Origin of the sequence: Vibrio gigantis (genome assembly GCF_024347515.1) — a bacterium.
Classification (GTDB): domain Bacteria; phylum Pseudomonadota; class Gammaproteobacteria; order Enterobacterales; family Vibrionaceae; genus Vibrio; species Vibrio gigantis.
The window spans coordinates 835258-851855 of sequence record NZ_AP025493.1 but is presented as its reverse complement, the minus strand read 5'-3'; the positions used below and the strand labels follow the sequence as shown (position 1 = coordinate 851855).

17 protein-coding genes are annotated in these 16598 nt (G+C 44.7%); 5 read left to right on the top strand and 12 right to left on the bottom strand.

Going from position 1 to position 16598, the window contains the following annotated elements; all coding sequences use genetic code 11:
- Nucleotides 1-21 precede the first annotated feature (21 nt).
- Entirely contained in the window at nucleotides 22-1380 is a 1359-nt protein-coding gene (locus OCV56_RS19895; protein WP_086712522.1) for a Na+/H+ antiporter NhaC family protein, read from the top strand.
- A 59-nt stretch (nucleotides 1381-1439) separates the two neighbouring features.
- Here the strand turns inward: OCV56_RS19895 and OCV56_RS19890 are convergent, their stop codons facing one another.
- Nucleotides 1440-2255, bottom strand: a complete 816-nt coding sequence (locus OCV56_RS19890) for an AraC family transcriptional regulator (protein ID WP_086712523.1) — start codon at nucleotides 2253-2255, stop codon at nucleotides 1440-1442.
- Nucleotides 2256-2341: 86 nt separating this feature from the next.
- On the opposite strand from OCV56_RS19890, the gene OCV56_RS19885 reads away from it, so the two are divergent.
- Nucleotides 2342-3535: an MFS transporter gene (locus OCV56_RS19885; RefSeq protein WP_086712524.1), complete on the top strand. Its 1194-nt coding sequence runs from the start codon at nucleotides 2342-2344 to the stop codon at nucleotides 3533-3535.
- A 61-nt stretch (nucleotides 3536-3596) separates the two neighbouring features.
- On the opposite strand, the gene OCV56_RS19880 is transcribed toward OCV56_RS19885, so the two are convergent.
- A complete protein-coding gene (locus OCV56_RS19880; protein WP_086712525.1) occupies nucleotides 3597-4157 on the bottom strand; it encodes a cysteine hydrolase family protein in 561 nt (186 codons plus the stop codon).
- An 89-nt stretch (nucleotides 4158-4246) separates the two neighbouring features.
- Here OCV56_RS19880 and OCV56_RS19875 point away from each other — a divergent pair, with 89 nt between their 5' ends.
- Together OCV56_RS19875 and OCV56_RS19870 are read left to right on the top strand one after the other, a co-directional pair.
- On the top strand, nucleotides 4247-5203 hold the full coding sequence (locus OCV56_RS19875) for a GlxA family transcriptional regulator (protein WP_086712526.1): 957 nt from the start codon (nucleotides 4247-4249) through the stop codon (nucleotides 5201-5203).
- A 106-nt stretch (nucleotides 5204-5309) separates the two neighbouring features.
- A complete protein-coding gene (locus OCV56_RS19870) occupies nucleotides 5310-6380 on the top strand; it encodes a helix-turn-helix domain-containing protein (protein ID WP_086712527.1) in 1071 nt (356 codons plus the stop codon).
- A 20-nt stretch (nucleotides 6381-6400) separates the two neighbouring features.
- Here OCV56_RS19870 and OCV56_RS19865 read toward each other — a convergent pair whose 3' ends face one another.
- The 4 genes from OCV56_RS19865 to OCV56_RS19850 all read right to left on the bottom strand — a co-directional run bounded on the left by OCV56_RS19865 (nucleotide 6401) and on the right by OCV56_RS19850 (nucleotide 11232).
- Nucleotides 6401-7414 (bottom strand): alpha/beta hydrolase family protein, encoded by a 1014-nt coding sequence (locus OCV56_RS19865; RefSeq protein WP_086712528.1) that lies wholly within the window; start codon nucleotides 7412-7414, stop codon nucleotides 6401-6403.
- 125 nt (nucleotides 7415-7539) lie between these two features.
- On the bottom strand, nucleotides 7540-8736 hold the full coding sequence (locus tag OCV56_RS19860) for a multidrug effflux MFS transporter (RefSeq protein WP_455432288.1): 1197 nt from the start codon (nucleotides 8734-8736) through the stop codon (nucleotides 7540-7542).
- A 247-nt stretch (nucleotides 8737-8983) separates the two neighbouring features.
- Nucleotides 8984-9364 (bottom strand): hypothetical protein, encoded by a 381-nt coding sequence (locus OCV56_RS19855; RefSeq protein ID WP_086712529.1) that lies wholly within the window; start codon nucleotides 9362-9364, stop codon nucleotides 8984-8986.
- A gap of 155 nt (nucleotides 9365-9519) precedes the next feature.
- Nucleotides 9520-11232, bottom strand: coding sequence for an RluA family pseudouridine synthase (locus OCV56_RS19850; RefSeq protein WP_086712530.1), 1713 nt, complete (start codon nucleotides 11230-11232; stop codon nucleotides 9520-9522).
- Nucleotides 11233-11537: 305 nt separating this feature from the next.
- Here OCV56_RS19850 and OCV56_RS19845 point away from each other — a divergent pair, with 305 nt between their 5' ends.
- Nucleotides 11538-11990, top strand: a complete 453-nt coding sequence (locus OCV56_RS19845) for an NUDIX hydrolase (RefSeq protein ID WP_086712531.1) — start codon at nucleotides 11538-11540, stop codon at nucleotides 11988-11990.
- A 17-nt stretch (nucleotides 11991-12007) separates the two neighbouring features.
- On the opposite strand, the gene OCV56_RS19840 is transcribed toward OCV56_RS19845, so the two are convergent.
- The 6 genes from OCV56_RS19840 to OCV56_RS19815 form a co-directional block, all read right to left on the bottom strand.
- Nucleotides 12008-12433, bottom strand: coding sequence for a bifunctional diaminohydroxyphosphoribosylaminopyrimidine deaminase/5-amino-6-(5-phosphoribosylamino)uracil reductase RibD (locus OCV56_RS19840; protein ID WP_086712532.1), 426 nt, complete (start codon nucleotides 12431-12433; stop codon nucleotides 12008-12010).
- A 146-nt stretch (nucleotides 12434-12579) separates the two neighbouring features.
- Nucleotides 12580-13134 carry a nucleotidyltransferase family protein gene (locus tag OCV56_RS19835; RefSeq protein ID WP_086712533.1) on the bottom strand — a complete coding sequence of 185 codons (555 nt, stop codon included), beginning with the start codon at nucleotides 13132-13134 and terminating at the stop codon, nucleotides 12580-12582.
- Complete coding sequence (locus OCV56_RS19830) at nucleotides 13131-13421, bottom strand: putative quinol monooxygenase (RefSeq protein ID WP_086712534.1); 291 nt, start codon at nucleotides 13419-13421, stop codon at nucleotides 13131-13133. Before OCV56_RS19830 ends, OCV56_RS19835 begins: the two co-directional genes overlap by 4 nt.
- A 949-nt stretch (nucleotides 13422-14370) precedes the next feature.
- Nucleotides 14371-15228 carry a hypothetical protein gene (locus OCV56_RS19825; protein ID WP_086712535.1) on the bottom strand — a complete coding sequence of 286 codons (858 nt, stop codon included), beginning with the start codon at nucleotides 15226-15228 and terminating at the stop codon, nucleotides 14371-14373.
- Nucleotides 15228-16082 (bottom strand): ABC transporter ATP-binding protein, encoded by an 855-nt coding sequence (locus OCV56_RS19820; RefSeq protein WP_086712536.1) that lies wholly within the window; start codon nucleotides 16080-16082, stop codon nucleotides 15228-15230. Before OCV56_RS19820 ends, OCV56_RS19825 begins: the two co-directional genes overlap by 1 nt.
- Nucleotides 16079-16450, bottom strand: coding sequence for a GntR family transcriptional regulator (locus OCV56_RS19815; protein WP_004740059.1), 372 nt, complete (start codon nucleotides 16448-16450; stop codon nucleotides 16079-16081). Before OCV56_RS19815 ends, OCV56_RS19820 begins: the two co-directional genes overlap by 4 nt.
- Between the last annotated feature and the right edge of the window lie 148 nt (nucleotides 16451-16598).

Sequence of the window (16598 nt, the reverse complement as noted above, 5' to 3'; positions counted from 1 at the left end):
GTTCTATAGTGTTGTCGTTCCATGTCCAATTCAAAAAATTCTAATGCGGTCATTGCCCCTTCGGCAGTGGCGCTTATCCCTCTGATTGTGTTCCTTACGCTGTTCATTGGCGTAGGTACCTACCTGTCGTTGCAAGGCGTCGATTTTGCTTTCTATCAGCTTCCAGCTCCGATTGCGGCTCTACCTGCTGTGATGTTGGCGCTGCTGTTGAGCAAAGATAAATTGAACCGTGCTATCGAACAGTTCTTAAGTGGAGTCGGTCACAAAGACATTATTGCAATGTGTATGATCTACCTATTGGCAGGTGCTTTTGCGGCGGTTGCTAAGGCTTCTGGTGGTGTGGATGCGACGGTAAACCTTGGTTTATCGGCAATCCCGACGAGCATGATTCTGCCGGGTATCTTCCTAATTTCTGCTTTCATCGCAACAGCAATGGGTACGTCGATGGGCACCATCGCGGCGGTAGCCCCTGTTGCACTGGGCATTGCTGATTCAGCTGGCATGAGCATTCCACTGACAGCGGGCGTTGTTTTAAGTGGCGCGATGTTTGGTGACAACCTATCAATCATCTCTGATACCACGATTGCTGCTACGCGCTCGCAAGGCTGTGAGATGAGAGACAAGTTTAAAGAGAATATCCGTATTGCACTTCCTGCTGCACTTATCGCGATTGTTATCTTTGCTTTTAACAGCACGGCAACTCAAGTGCCAGAAACGGGTGCTATTGAGTGGCTGAAAGTACTGCCGTACATCACCATTTTGATTCTTGCAGTATCAGGTATGAACGTGTTTGTTGTGCTAACCATCGGTATCTTACTGGCGGGTGGCGTTAGCTTAGGTTCTCTGGAGAACTACGGTTTAACGGATTACGCGCAAGATATCTATGCTGGCTTTGGCAACATGCAGGAAATTTTCTTACTGTCGATGCTGATCGGTGGTTTGAGCGAGCTGATGCGTCGCCAAGGTGGATTAGCGTTCCTGACTAACTTAGTGAGCGGCTTGATTCGCGCATTTGGCTCTTCTCACTCTAAGCAAGCAAATGGCCGCGCAAGTGAGCTAGGCATCGCAGGCTTGGTGTCAATGGTGAACATGTGTACTGCAAACAACACAGTAGCGATCATTGTCTCTGGTAGTGTTGCTCGTCAATTAGCAGAAGAGAACGACGTATCTCCACGTCGCTCTGCAAGCTTATTGGATATTTTCTCTTGTGTGATTCAAGGCGTGTTGCCTTACGGTGCGCAGGTATTGTTATTAGGTTCGGTATTTAACCTATCGCCGTTAGAGATCGTTTCTAACTCATACTACTGTTTCGCATTGGCTATCGTGGCTGTTGTCGCTGTGTTTATCAAACATCCAGCGCGTCAAACTGCAACAGCATAACTAGACCTCGTTTCTATAAGAAGGCGCCTTAATTGGCGCCTTTTTTGTGTCTGTTATTATCATGCAGTCAACAAAGGGGCACTGAAAAACTTACCTGGAGTGACTCCAAAGTTGAGTTTAAAGAGCTGATTGAAAGCACTTAGACTGGAAAAACCACAACTTAAAGCAACGGTCGTTACGGGTTGATTATTTGCCAGTAATTTCAAAGCGCTAAACAATCTAGCTTGCTGTCGATAATCGATAAAAGACATCCCTAAATCACTTCTAAACATACGGCTCAACGTTCGACTGCTGACGTTGGCTAGTTCTGCCCATTCCTTTAGTGATTGGTTACTTGCAGGATCTTGTAAGATCGCTTCGCAGATCGGAACTAACCGTTTATCGGAAGGTACCGGAATATTCACAGAGGCTTGAGGTGCGACTTTCAGCTGATCCAACACCACTTGTATCAAGTTTCGATAAGGCTGACTGAAGGTATCTTGAGCAGCCTGTTCGGCAGACTCAGAAAGGTGATTGATGATCTCCCTCAGCATGGCCGATATGTTAAGCACACAACTTTCACTGGGTAAGTCGAGATCGATGTCTTGATGCAGGTAGAGGTTCTTCATCTCGGCATCACCATACATGTAGACCATGTGTTTTTGATAAGCAGGGACCCAAACCGCGCGTTGTGGTGGAATCAGCCACAAGTCATTTTCTGTTTCTACCGCCATAACACCACTGCTTGCACACACTAATTGATGATAACGGTGAAAATGCCAGTCGATAACAAACCCATTCGGATATGACTTGGGAACTACGACTGCAGGTCGTTGCTCGATTTCCAAGGTAATGGCGTTTGAGGTCGAACCGATGGCTTTGGGTGTTTGGCTCATTTGAGTAAAAGGTTGTCTTATTGTTGTCTATGAGACAAATCATAGACAGTTAAACTTCTGATGTCACCGATTAATAAGGTTCTATCATGAAGCGTTTACTCAATTCGTTATCTCTCAATCTTGGCCACGGTCTCAATCATTATGTTTTGCTTATTTTCCCAAGTGCAGTGCTGACGCTGCATTTAGAGTGGGGGATGGGCTACGCCGAGCTATTGAGCGTTGGCAGTGCAGCAATGATTGTTTACGGCGTGATGTCTTTACCAGTAGGTTGGCTTGCCGACTATTGGAGCCGCACAGGATTAATGAAGGCATTCTTTTTTGGTACAGGTACAGCGGCAATTGCGACTGGGTTTGCCCAAGATGCTTTTCAAATTAGCGTTGGCCTGTGTGTTATCGGCTTCTTCGCCTCTATCTATCATCCCGTTGGCACTGCACTTGTTTTCGGTTCTGCTGAAAAAACAGGTAGAGCGATTGCCGTGAATGGCCTGTATGGCAATCTGGGGTTAGCGCTAGCAGCAGTAGTGACGGCGTATTTATCACAGACACTTTCTTGGAGGCTGTCATTTATTCTCCCCGGTGTTGTCTGCATTTTGGTTGGTATTGTCTACAGCTATGTTTGCGACGTTAAAGCTTGTCTGCACAAGGGCAAGCAAAATAACAACACGCATAATCTTGCTGCTAATAAGATTGCTCGTCTAATCGCCTGTATTGGACTGATAGCTTTTGTCGGTGGTCTTGTTTTTCAAACCACAGCAACATCTCTGCCTAAGGTGTTGAACACTCAACTGACTTCATCAATTGGTTTCTCAGGGGCTTTAACGACGTTCATTTTTGTATGTGCAGCTTTTATCCAGTTGTCGATCGGCGAACTGATTGAGCGCATGTCAGTCAAAAAGCTGTTGATATTGATTACGGGCTGCCAGTTGGTGTTTTTGTTATTGACGACTGTGGTGCAGGGGTGGTGGCTTATCCCCGTGTTTATGGGGTTGATGCTTAGCACCTATGCGCAAATCCCGGTTAATGACTGGTTGATTGGGCACTACTCCGCACCAGCGTGGCGTTCTAGAATCTATGCTCTCAAATACACCTTGAGCTTCAGTACCGCCCCAATTGCTTATTGGCTTATTTCTTCTGTCTACTCAGCAACAGCAGGATTTGCGTCGATGTTTTTGATACTAGCGGTTGGGATGCTCACCGCGGTGTCCGTTGCCTTGTTGATTCCGAATTTAAGTACGCAAGAATACAAAACTGAAGAAGAGCAAGCTATCGAAAGCCGATAGGCAGAATTATTAAAGTTTTAGCTTAAAAGAAAACCGCCCATGTCGGCGGTTTTGAGTCTGACTAAAGTTGGCTTTCTAGCTCACTGGCTGTCGCGACATTGCAATAACCAAAGCTCAGTGCAGCCATGAATGCGGCATGGACATGCGCTGCTGGAACCTTAACGCCATTGAACTCCATGTCTAAGGTTGTGCAAGCATCATGCGCTACGTGGCATTCATAGCCTAAATCGGTTGCTGCACGAGTCACGGCATCAATACACATGTGGCTCATTGCGCCAACGATGATCAGTTTTTCAACGCCTTGCTCTTTTAGCACTTTGTTCAGTTCTGTATCTCTAAAGCTGTTGATTTGATGCTTTACGATGACTGGCTCACCTTCTCGCGGAGCCACGCTGCTGTGGATTTGAGCACCGTCTGATTCTGGCAAGAAGAACGGAGCATCATTCGTCGGAAACTCATGACGTACATGAACCACAGGAAGTTGCTTATCTCTGAAAGCTGATAATAACTGTGCACCTTTTTCGGCTGCTTTTTCTGTTTCAGATAGTGGCCATTTTGCATCTTCGTATGAAGGGAAATAGTCATTTTGAAAGTCGATAAGTAGTAGGGCTGTGTTCTTCATAGTCTATACCTTTGTATTTAGTGTGTTGCGGTGTAGGGATATTATGACTACCCTGTGTTTTTTAACGTACGTCAAAAATGACAGACTATATGGCAATAGTGACAAAATCAGTAAAGGTCGAAATTATCGATTACCCAGGCTCTCTGCAGAGCGCTGTGTTTGGAGTAAAAGAGTTTCTTCAGATGGCGAACAGCCTTGATTCTGAAAGTGAAACGGTTCAGTTCCAGGTTGATATTAAGCCTTATGGCGACTTATCGGTTTCATCGGCCAACTCAAATGAAGAATCTAAAGCCGATATCATTTTATTGCCGCCAAACCTAGATGGCAGTTACTACCTAGAGCGTGATGATAGGCTAACGGATTATTTGATTGAGTCTCATCAAAAGGGTGCAATATTGTGCTCAGCGTGTGCAGGCGTGTTCATTCTTGCTCAAACCGGATTACTGGAAGGGCGAACCGTCACTACGCACTGGCAAGCTCAACAATTGTTTTCGGAGTTACATACTGAGATTAAAGTCGATATCGACAAAATCCTGATCGATGACGATGACATCATTACTGCTGGTGGTTTGATGTCGTGGATGGATTTGGCTCTGTTTATCCTGACGAAATACACGACGCCGACTAATACGCGTAATTTGGGTAAGTATCTGGTGTTGGATACGGGGTTGAGAGAGCAGCGCTACTACCAAAGTTTTGTGCCTAACTATGCTCATGGGAATGACAAGATTGTCTCAGTGCAGCGCTTTATTCAAAAGAATCACCACCTTCCTTTGACACTTGATCAATTGGCGGAGGAAGCCTTTATGACGCGAAGAACCTTTATTCGACAATTTACTAAAGCGACGACCTTGACTCCGATTAACTATATTCAACATGTGCGTGTTCAAAGTGCGTGTGAGCTACTGGAAAGTTCCCATAAACCAGTAGAACAAATCAGCTACTTAGTTGGGTATGAAGACGTTAATAGCTTTCGAAAAGTCTTTATGAAAATCATTGGTTTAACGCCATCAAGGTTTCGCTCTAGATTTTTATCTGAGGAATGATTTACCATAGATTGATATTCAATATGTATCACTGATTCGCTCACTTACTTCGCTAATGAAGTGCTGAAGGAGAAGTGATCTTTTCTCGAACTTAAACGGACTGTTGATGCTTGCCATTCCTTTACCATTTGTCGCGGCGCTGTTGTTATTGATGACAGGTGTGCTGCTTCGATGCCGTTACCCACAAACCAGTCAAAAGCCATTTTGGTTTATCATTCTGTGCGCGTTGATGGTGACGGTAGTGGGCCTTCGGTGGACGTTTGATATTACGTTGTTTCGCTTCTTACAACCCATTCTCGGTGCCTGTGTTCCTGTGGCGGCTTGGCTCTGTTTTTCGGGAGCTCATCGAAGCCAATCCAGTACACATTTGCATTGGCTAGGCCCGATTGCTGTTTTAGTTGGCTCACTTTTCTATATGCGACTCTGGGCGGGAACTCTTGATGTATTGCTGATCTTGCTCTATCTCGGATATGGTAGCTTGCTGCTGAAGTCGTCGCTGCGCGTACCGGAACAAGTGCGGCTGACCGATGTATCGAAAGTGTTGGTTGCTGAACGAGTTGCAGGTGTAATGCTGCTATTCTCAGCCTTGGTTGATAGTGCGCTTTCTTTCGATATCTTGCTGTTGGATGCGCAGCACACCAATCTGATCTTATCGATTAGTTACCTTGTCCTTATTCCAGCCATTGTGTCCGCTGTGATAGTGGTCAGTATGAGCACGCCTGTCGAAGAAAAAACTATTCAGGTGCAGGCTGTATCTGCCATGTCACAACGCTCTCCAGAAGAGGTCGATACATCGACTACACTCGCGAGCAGCTTAGATGAAGACCAAGCAGAAGAGGCCACGCAGATCATGGCTAAGTTCGATGCATTAATGAGAGATCACCAAGTATTCAAGGATCCTGACCTGTCTCTCAATCGCTTGGCACGAAAGCTGGGCATTCCTGCTCGCAAGATATCGTCTGCGGTTAATCAAACTCACCAACAGAACATTTCGAAGGTGATTAACGCCTATCGGATTGAACACGCTAAGACTCGCTTGAAGCAAACTGATGAAGCGATAACTGAGATCTTCCTAAGTTCAGGCTTTCAGACCAAGTCGAATTTTAATAGGGAGTTTTCAAGGATAACTGGGCAAAATCCGAGTGAGTTTCGAAGTTCGCCACAAGTCTTAGATTGAGTGTGTTTGCTTTTCGTTTATCAATTCAGAAAGTTAACGATGTCATTGAAGAACAATTGATGTAACTGGTCGCGTGATGTACCAATGCCATCTTTACAAATAATACCATCCCCTGGCACTTCTTCATTCAGCATGGCTATAGCACCTGGTTTACAGCCTTGAATGAAGCTGAAATGGGTGGCTTTTTCATAGACTTTGTAGCGTCTCGAGTTCAGTGGTACCTGTTCGGCAATATAGCCAGACTCTAATGCTTGAGGAAGATCTCCAATATCGATCCCAGCTGCCAGTATCAAGGTTGGCACTTTAATGGCATTTAAGCTAACGATTGAAAAGCTGCGAGCAAGCCCTAAATCAAGGCTGACTACACGTTGAATTCTTGGATCTGAAAGATCTTTATTGTTTGGCTCTGCAGCTTGGACTTCGTCTAGCCCTAGCTCTTCAGCAAGCCCACAAGTTCGTGGGTTGGGATAGTTGAGACAATTCGCCTCAAAGGTTGGTCTATCCATTTTCGCTCCCGCCAGTTGCATTACTGTCCAGCCACCCAATGAATGTCCGATTGCTGTAACATTTTCAGCGTTAGCAGATTGCTTCCATTGAGTTTCGGATAACAAGTAGTCCAGAATACGTGATACATCTTTTGGTCTTTCCCACCATTTTGCTGCTTGCTTTGGAGAATGGTCGAAAGAGGTGGTTCCCGGATGGTCAGCGGCCGCTACGATGTAGCCTTTACTCGCAAGTTTGGTCGCTAACCAGTTTTGATTGCGCCAGTTCCCTCGGTAGCCGTGCGATAGTAGTATTACTGGAAAAGTGCCTGATTGAATGTCTGCATCTTTGATGACTTGTGTACCGATGAAGGCGGGGTTATCGCCAATTAAGGTTATGTCTGATGCATCTCTTGTGGGATACCAAATGGCAGTGTTTAGCGGGCGATTAGGATCGTCATTTAAGGTGACTTGAGTGAATCCGACACCGGAAGCGATGGCTGAGCTGCTAAGGAAAAGCAGGGATGTGAACAGTAAATGTGTCCATTTCATTATTTTAACTCCAATTGATGTGATTGGAGCTAATATGCGCTAAGGCTAGGTATCACGAGACCTCAAACACGATCGAGGACGCCCTAAATCGTGTTTAAGTACAGGATTAGCTACTTTGAACAACCTTAATTCAGCTTTGTCGTTACATACTCTTTGTTTCTAACCATTAGCCACATCAAGCCGCCTAGGGCGCCAACGGATAATTGGATAAAGCCTAGGTTTTCAATCAGCGAGTCTGGGCGGATTGAAACTAACACCATGCCTAATGAGCCACAGATCATGCTAAAGAACTGAATCAGTGCAACCGCAGAGCCGGTGTCGTGGTCTTGTTGGTTCAGCATTAAGTTAGTGCCGGGTACTCGCATGATGATAACCATCAGCGTCGCTGGTGCTGCGATAAACATAAAGAACCAAGGGGACTGGTCGCCAAAGGTTAGCGTAAAGATTCCTGCTATCGCCAACAACGCAAAACATCCTGAGATGACCTTTTGAACCGACATTCGATAGGACAACTTCATGTAAATTGTCGGCCCAAATGAGGCGCACAACGCATTGAAAGCGAATGCGTAACTAAACTGTTGTTCGGTCAATCCAAAGTGATTGATGTAAATATAAGACCCCGCCGCAAGAAAGCCCATCAACGCCATCGGTGTGATAGAAAAAATGACCAGTAGTTTGATGAACGAACGATTTTTCATGACTATGCCCATTCTTCCCCATGAGCGGAACATAGAACCTTGGTATTTGGTTTCGAGTGTTTCTCGATAGCAGCAAGCTAGAACTGAAGCAAATGCACCAAACACGGCGAGAGTGACAAACATCATTCGCCAAGAAGCAATTTTCAGTAGAAAGGCACCAAATACAGGCGCGATCATTGGCGCGATGATCACCAGTGACATGATAGTCGCCATGATCTTCTCACGTTCTCGTCCGTCATAAAGGTCTTTCACAATGGCGGTAGCAATAACCGTGATGGCACTGCCTGCAAAAGCTTGAAAGATGCGAGCACCAATCAATTGCTCGATGCTGTTGGTCATTGCGCATATCACGCTTGCGACCATATAGCTTGCTAAGCCAATCAACAGGATAGGCTTGCGGCCAAATTTTTCGCTCAGCGGTCCCCAGAACAACAGACCGATGGCATAAGTCACGAAGTAGGTGCTTAGAGTTAGATTAACCATCGATTGATCGGTATTGAACACCTCAACCATTTGCGGAAGCGCTGGCAAATAAAGGTCGATGGTCAATGGAGGAAACGCACTGATGATAACGAGGAAAAATAGCATACCGGTCTTACCCAGTACTGGTTGTGGTTTCTTCAAGGTCTCTCCCCGTTATCCAAGAAAAGGTTTCTAATGGATGTGATGTTGTGTTTCAGAAGGCATAAGGCACGTCAGACATTAAGAATGGATTCGCTAAAGAGGGTGGCGAAAGTCTCTGGGATACTATCTGAGTGCTTAATTGTATTACAAAATATTATCACTCTTATAGTTAATGAACTCAACCAGTTAGTGAATTGGTTAGATTGTAATGTTGAGCGATAGATTGTAGTCGCTGTGATTCAGTTTGCTATCTTTTTCTCGGACGCTTTTCTACCAAGCCGTTGCGCTCTAAGCCGCGTCTTACGCTGCTGCATAGTTTACCAAAACGACGTAGTTCTTCGAAGTTTGGTCCTTGTCCGATTGAAATACTGTGTTCCCAGTACATCAACTCACTGTCGACCATCTCCAATAATTTCTTAGAGCAACCAGAACAGTTACCTTTTGGGCCACAGATAAACGTCTCTGACTCGTAAAGGGGGAGTTCGTTTTTCACTTCTTCGATTAGATTCAACATCGCCGAGTTTAAGTCTGGCTTTTTGTTCGTGAGTGGTTTCAAGCTTAGTGCTTGAGGCGCCACCATTGAAGGGTTTTGTGTGTTGGATTGTGAATTCAAAGCAGCTGATGACATATCAAAGGCCTCAAGGAAAGAAGAAGAGGGGCATGCTACTCCTCACAAGAAAGTGAACCTTGATGTAGTGCAATAAGCGTGGATATATACCCAAAAGAGGTAGGAGCCACAATCGTTGTGACTCCTTTTTTAAAGCTTGTTACTAATGAGAAAGCTTAGAATTCAGCGTCGAACTGGAACTCCATCCATTCTTTGGTCACAGGGTGGTGTAGCGCCAGCCTTTCAGCATGTAGGTGCAGTCGGTCAGCTTTGTTGCCATACAAGCCGTCACCAACGATAGGCATGTTAAGCCCTTCTTCGTGTGAACAGTGAACGCGCAATTGGTGCGTACGGCCAGTTTTCGGGTGCAGATAAACCTTGGTTGTTTCTTGGTTTCGCTCAATCACTTCCCATTTGGTTTCTGCAGGTTTACCGTGCTCAAAGCAGACAATCTGACGAGGGCGATCATACAAGTCACCACGTAATGGCAGTCGAACATAACCTTCATCTTCTGCTAGAACGCCTTCAATCATTGCGACATAACGCTTCTCGACTTCACGAGTAATGAACTGTTTCTGTAAGCTCTTATTCGCGCGTCGTGTGAGAGCGAAGATTAGAATGCCTGACGTCGCCATGTCCAAACGGTGAATAACAAATGGCCCCTCAACGTTTGGATGCATTTCTTGAACGCGTGTGTAGGCAGAATCTTTAATGGTTTTTCCCGGTACAGATAGAAAACCTGCTGGCTTGTGCACTACAACGATATGTTCATCTTGAAACAGAATATCGAGGTCTTTGCCTTCTGCTGGGTTCTCTAGTAATGGGTTTGGATCGACTTCTAGACCTTTCATCATGTGACCTAAAATCGGCACACACTTACTTTGGCAAGAGGCGTAGTATTTCTTGTGCTTACGGATTTCTGATTTCGGTGAGCGACCCCACCAAAATTCAGCCAATGCCAATGGCGTGTAGCCATTCAAGTACGCATATTGCAGCAACTTAGGCGCAGCACACTCGCCAGAGCCTGCTGGTGGAATTTTGTTTGGCGTGTTTTCGAAGATCTGGTTAAGGTCTTCGACATTGCCTTCCGCATTTTGGAAAGCGTATTGTGAAAACAACTTGTGTTGAAGCTGATGAGAAAGGTGCGCTCTTTGCTCTTTTAGCTCAGCCAGTTGAGTCGTAAACACATCCACTTTGCTTTGAAGCTCATTTAGGGCCTGTTCCCAATTGAGTTTTAGGTATTTTTGTTGGTTTTTGTCGGCAACGCTGGCTTTGTTAAGCTCGTTATTGAGCTGTTCGAAAGCTTGCTCATCAAGGTTTGCTTTGCCCTGTTCACGTTGTTCTTTTCGTGTTTTTCGACCTTCAATAATCAATAAACGTTGAGTTTCAATCTCTTGCTCAGCTTGTGCTTTCTGCTGTGCTAATTGTTCACACAGTTCGAGATATTCAGTGTTTACTTGTAGTGCTTTAAATTTCGCATTCACAGCCATCATGTCAGCCGTGTCTTGATGGAAAAAGCTGTCGCTGCTCAGCATGTCAAATACCGGTGGCACAAAGTGAGGCAGTAGGTTTTGGTCAGCGATTTTTCCAGAGAAAGCAGAGAAGTACCCTAATTCACCTTCAGGGCTTTTCACCAGTAACACACCAAACATTTTGCCGCGACCAGAGTCAGAATCTAGCCCGAAGTCATGCTGCCAATCGGTTTGAGCTTCTAGATATTGTTGAAGCTGTTGAGAGGCGATCTCACACAATGGGTGCGGTTCATAGTAGAACGGAAATGTGAAACGTTCAGGCAACGAATATGACTCGATCGACTGTTGAAAACGAGTGAAGCAATGCTCAGGTGTGTGGCTGTTTTCTGAGTCGTGCGTTGGTTTAGATGAGTGCATATTGTCGTCTTACTTCATGGTGATAAATGGCTGTGTGTCTATGGTGTATGCTTTGAGAGCTTAAACACAGTACAAGGCGGCGATTCTACTCTTTATCGAAATGCGCCTCAAATAAGAATCGCTCAATGACTGGGTACAAAGGTTGTTATCGGACATACAAACCTTGTTCTTGGAAATATAAACCTAGGGAGTGCGCTTGATGGTCAAAAATAGATGAGTGGTCTCTCGTTTTTAATCATAGAAGATAACTTCACAAACGAAGGGTGTTAGCCTTGCCGCCCTCTTGTGAAAACTAAGGTAACGTTATGATTCCACTTAATACTTCGATTGTATCCGGTGTCGCTATTTCAGAGATCGGCGGACAAATGAAAATGTTATTAATGAAGCGTGTGAAGGGCGAATTTTGGTGTCACGTTGCAGGCTCGATTGAAGCGGGTGAAACCGGTTGGCAGGCTGTTATTCGTGAGTTTGAAGAAGAGACTAAAATTAAAGTGGAAGCTTTGTATAACGCACAGTTTCTGGAGCAGTTTTATGAGGCGCACGTGAATGTGATTCAGCTAATTCCTGTGTTTGCGGTGTTATGCCCGCCCAACCAAGCGGTTGAACTGAATGACGAGCACACGGAGTATTGTTGGTGTAATTTAGAAGAGGCAAAAGCGTTAGCGCCATTCCCTAATCAACATGCTGTGTATGACCATATTTGGTCGTATTTTGTAGAGAAGCCAGTCAATCCACTTTATCGAGTGAAATTGGATTAGTACTGGTTGTTTAAGCTCTAGGACTTACCAAGATACGGGATTAGAAAGGCGCTCACTTGCGCTCGGCATAACCCAACATCAACCCTCACGCCGTGTGATTCGAGTATCGCGACACCACGACCATTATTGCGCGGATCTGGGTCTAGCATAGCAACGACGACGTGCTTTACACCTGCTTTAACGAGTGTATTGGCGCAAGCGGGTGTTCTGCCAACAAATGAGCATGGCTCTAATGTCACATAGGCCGTTACACCTTCCATTTCGCCATCATAGTTATTTAACGCTTCAACCTCGGCGTGGTTTCCACCGACCTTCTGTGTATGCCCTACAGACACTACCTCATCGTTCCTCACCAAAACACAGCCTACAGGTGGGTTTGGTTGGCAATCGGGTAGGGCTTGGCGCGAAGCTTCAAGTGCTTGCAGCATGTATTGTTGGTTCATGGTCGTTACTCGGAATGACGAGAGGGCGCACTAGTTAGTCGCCGCGCGCGGTTGATTAGTTACTAAGTTAATAAGCTAGCAGGTGGGGCATGTTCGATCTGATTGGACGTTTAGTCAATAGTTTTAGCTTTGAATTCGACCGCTAGTTAACGGTGACTAATTGTTAGATTGGGCCATTGGATTAGCCAGCCCTTGGATTGCACTCTTTGATCAAATATATTTCGGCTACGTTTTGGGTTGGGTGTGACTTTTAAATCAAACAAGATCTCTAAGCCAAAGGCCGAAATACACTCGATATCTCCAGTGAGGCTCTGTTTTACGCCCACTGCGGTTTCTTTCTCTGGCCAATAACTCATCGCATCTAATGAGCTTTTGTAAGGTTTGTCATTGTTTCTTATGTGCATGTTGGCTTGGTTACGAACTTGCCAGTTGAGTTCAGGTAACCTTTCTTGAAGCAGGGCTTCGTATCGAGTATCCGATTCGTAAGAGGTATCCCCGCGAGCAAAGTAGATCACATCAATGTCATTGAGTGGTGTAGGTGAGTCGAAGCCATGTAGGTGATCCCAAACTAGGTTCCTCGCAAAGCCTGCAGCGACATAGCATTGTGGTAGATCTAATTGAGCCACGCACTCTAAGATTTTTGTTCGCAGCGGATCTTGTTCGATCAAGGCAGCGACTTGTTGGGTCAATGCTTGGGTCATGATGGTGTGGTTACATCGGTTACTTGATAATGGCGTGTCACGTTCTTGGTTATCTTGCCCCAGTCAGAGGTTTTAACTCTATTCTGGTGGGTCTCAAATGCTTCACGGTTAGTGAACTCTTCATATACTTCAAAGCGATTCGGTTGAAGTGAGCTTTGGCTGACTCGAAACACAATACAACCGGGTTCTGACAGCGTGAGTTCTTTATGAACAACCAACGCTTGTGTGACCGCTTCTAGGTCGTTGTCTGGCACCAGAATATGCCCTTGTAGAATGACTTTACTCATTATTACGTCCATTTTATTTTACTCATTACTCGCTTTTTCCATTAAAAGCTCCGTCCGTTATAAACATAATCCCATTTTGAGTTTGTGTCGTATAGGCTAATGTGAATAAAAAACGGTCAATCTAACAGGAATTTTAGTTACGTTGTAACTTGGGTTGGTTGAGGCGATAAGTTAATAGGTAGGAAAGGTAAGTTATTGGGAACTAAATCTGCGTTGGTCCGGTCTATTGAACAGGTATCATTGAACTGTATTGGTACTGAAATGAATTTGTCATCTGAGAGAACTAACCTTAGTTTTGAAAAGCGGCTCATTGGATTAAATTGAGCCACAGTTGATATCTAGGTCATACTTTGATGTAAATAGTACTCAAAACTCTATATATTTTGTGATTTGTATCATTGATCTGGGCATCAAACACCGTTAGATTCGAATGGTTGGCAATAAAAATAGCTCATGAAGAGCAGTTAAAGAAAAGGAAATATCCCTTATGAAAAAAATGAGAAGAGCACAGCTTCATCGCGTTCGTATCCAATACTGGAAAGACACGTCAAAAGAAGCATCAAAGAAATAAGCTTTAAATCGTAAAGCTTTAAAAGCTGAAAAGCTTAGTCAAATGTAAAACGCAACAAACCGATTTCAATAGCACTCTTAAGGACCTTCATCTGGTCGGCGACTAAAGAAATCATCCCCAAAGAGCTGGCAGGCATTAACAACAATGCAATTCAATGTCAGCTCATTGATACCCTCTCTTGTTATCTCTACTTCACTTAATTCTTACGCACCAAAATCAACTCGTACCCGCGACTATATCTTTTTCACTATTACAGTCACTGAAATGCATTTCTCTTGAAAGAAAGTGCCAGCCAATAAAAAAGCTCCCGATTTCTCAGAAGCTTTGATTTAGATTTTGTGTGTGCGTGATGAACCTTGAGGCTCAGGCTAGATGAGTCTAGCGTTGGAACAGCGTCTTCAAGCTCACATCGTCGGTTCTGTTCAGTTTAAGGCTCAGTAGATAACCGCCAATACCGAGCAGGATGTAAATACTTAGCGATAGAATCGAAACTTCTGAAAGTGCACTGAATGGGTTACTTGTCGTCAGCACTTTCATCGGCAGTGAAGCGATGACAGAAAAGAAGTCATTGATGCCATAGAAACCGAATAGCGCGATAGCCAACCATTTTATTGCAAAGCTAGAGACAAAGATGACAAGCAGCGGAGAGTTAACCAATTGCGAAATTGCCAGAGTCATCGTTGCCAATGGTAATAGAACTAACGCAACCAACAGCATTCGACCAAAGAACACCACCCAATTGCTGAGTACGTAGAATAACGACTGCTGCTCAACTAACAGTGCCAATGGTTGTTCACTCGATAGGTTCAGAATCCAGAACAGAACATCAGCAAATAGGACCAATAGTGCACAGATAGCAGGGATCACCACTAAACCGAAACCTAGCTTCACGGCGTGAGTCATGGCATTCGATACTGGCATGCTTCTCCAAAACATCGAACTGCCTTCTTGGCGCTCTTTACGCAGTGTTTTAGGGATGTAAAGCGTCGAAAGCAACAGTGAAATTAGGCCAGCGCCAAAGTAGATCACTGAATTGAGATCTCGCGAGAAGTCTCTGTGCATGCTGCTTACGTCGCCGTTCACTTCCATTTGGAAGAAAAAGTCGTGTTGTGCTTGGCCGCTAAAGAACAAGCTAACGAAAAGCAAGAAACCACACAGCCCAATAAACAAAGGTAATCTAGTGTTAATTTTGTGCTCGATAAGTTCTTTTTCTAGCATGTAAAAACTTGCGTGCATTATGCCTTCTCCGTCTGTGTTGCAAGGAATAGATCTGCGAGACCAACGTTGTAGATAGTACCCAACGATTCAACTTGTGGTTTGTACTGACCTTCCAATAACCATTTAGTCGTTCCTAACCCCGGTTGTGAAGTGAGTGGTTTCAGTTTTTGAATGTCGCTTGAGTGGTTGTCAGCAACTTCGATAATGAAATAGTCGTTCTCGATGTCTTCCATGCTCTTTTGCAGCACACAATGGCCTTGCTTTAAAATCAGCACATCCGTTAATAAGTGTTCAATCTCTGAAACCTCATGGCTTGCAATGATCATGGCGCGCTTGCCATCGTGGAACCACTCTAATAGGTGGCGATAGAAAGTATCGCGATATAGCAAATCTAAACCCAGTGTTGGTTCATCCAAGATGAGTACCTGAGTGTCAGTCGCGATGATGATCGCAAGGTGGAGTTGTACCTTCATCCCTTTAGATAGCTGTTTGATCGTAGAAGATAGCTTAATGTTGGTGCTGCTTAAGGTCTGTTCTGCTTTTTGCTTGTCGAAGCTCGGGTGCACACCTTCAGTATATCGAAGCAGCTGTTTAACCGTCATCCACTCGGGCAACACGTTAACATCTGAGATATACGACAAGTGCAGCATGAGCTCTGCGTGCTGGTGGATAGGGTGGTAGCCGTTTACTTCGATTTCACCCTGGTAGTTATGCCCACCAAGCAGTGATTTGATGAGAGTCGATTTACCAGCGCCATTATGGCCAAGTAAGCCAAGCACTTGTCCTGGTTTTAGCTCAAAGCTGATGTTCTCGACACCCACTTGATTTGAATAAGTTTTAGTGACGTTTTTCACTGAAAGTAAAGTACTCATGACTTGTCCTTTATATGTTGTTCTAGCTGTTTCACGAGTTCTTCGACACTCATATCAATGATGCCTAGCGTCTCAGCGATGGCTGGGATCTGTGTATTGATGAAAGTTTGGTGTGCAGACTCTTTCAATTTTTGAAGTGCACCTTCGGCTACATACATACCTTGGCCTCGCTTCTTTTCAACTAGGCCTTCATCAACCAGTAACTGGTAGCTTTTCATGACGGTGAGGTGGTTGATCTTAAGATCAGCAGCAACAGCGCGAACCGAGGGCAGGGCTTGTTGCTCTAGCCAAATACCCTGCAGAATCTGGTCGCTGATCTTAGTGGCAAGCTGTCTAAAGATCGGTTGGTCGTCTTTCCATTCGGTCATAATTAAAACTGCATGGTGATATACATGTGTATAACACTAACCTTTTTATTCGTATTGGCAAGACTTTTATAAAAATTAATAGAATATTTTTATGGTTGGATGTTCAGTAAAAACAACGTTATTATATAGCACTCCGTACCGTGGTGTT

Coding starts and splice junctions, on each gene's coding strand:
- OCV56_RS19895 (WP_086712522.1), top strand. CDS start 22: ATGTCCAATTCAAAAAATTCTAATGCGGTCATTGCCCCTTCGGCAGTG.
- OCV56_RS19890 (WP_086712523.1), bottom strand. CDS start 2,255: ATGAGCCAAACACCCAAAGCCATCGGTTCGACCTCAAACGCCATTACC.
- OCV56_RS19885 (WP_086712524.1), top strand. CDS start 2,342: ATGAAGCGTTTACTCAATTCGTTATCTCTCAATCTTGGCCACGGTCTC.
- OCV56_RS19880 (WP_086712525.1), bottom strand. CDS start 4,157: ATGAAGAACACAGCCCTACTACTTATCGACTTTCAAAATGACTATTTC.
- OCV56_RS19875 (WP_086712526.1), top strand. CDS start 4,247: ATGGCAATAGTGACAAAATCAGTAAAGGTCGAAATTATCGATTACCCA.
- OCV56_RS19870 (WP_086712527.1), top strand. CDS start 5,310: ATGCTTGCCATTCCTTTACCATTTGTCGCGGCGCTGTTGTTATTGATG.
- OCV56_RS19865 (WP_086712528.1), bottom strand. CDS start 7,414: ATGAAATGGACACATTTACTGTTCACATCCCTGCTTTTCCTTAGCAGC.
- OCV56_RS19855 (WP_086712529.1), bottom strand. CDS start 9,364: ATGTCATCAGCTGCTTTGAATTCACAATCCAACACACAAAACCCTTCA.
- OCV56_RS19850 (WP_086712530.1), bottom strand. CDS start 11,232: ATGCACTCATCTAAACCAACGCACGACTCAGAAAACAGCCACACACCT.
- OCV56_RS19845 (WP_086712531.1), top strand. CDS start 11,538: ATGATTCCACTTAATACTTCGATTGTATCCGGTGTCGCTATTTCAGAG.
- OCV56_RS19840 (WP_086712532.1), bottom strand. CDS start 12,433: ATGAACCAACAATACATGCTGCAAGCACTTGAAGCTTCGCGCCAAGCC.
- OCV56_RS19835 (WP_086712533.1), bottom strand. CDS start 13,134: ATGACCCAAGCATTGACCCAACAAGTCGCTGCCTTGATCGAACAAGAT.
- OCV56_RS19830 (WP_086712534.1), bottom strand. CDS start 13,421: ATGAGTAAAGTCATTCTACAAGGGCATATTCTGGTGCCAGACAACGAC.
- OCV56_RS19825 (WP_086712535.1), bottom strand. CDS start 15,228: ATGCACGCAAGTTTTTACATGCTAGAAAAAGAACTTATCGAGCACAAA.
- OCV56_RS19820 (WP_086712536.1), bottom strand. CDS start 16,082: ATGAGTACTTTACTTTCAGTGAAAAACGTCACTAAAACTTATTCAAAT.
- OCV56_RS19815 (WP_004740059.1), bottom strand. CDS start 16,450: ATGACCGAATGGAAAGACGACCAACCGATCTTTAGACAGCTTGCCACT.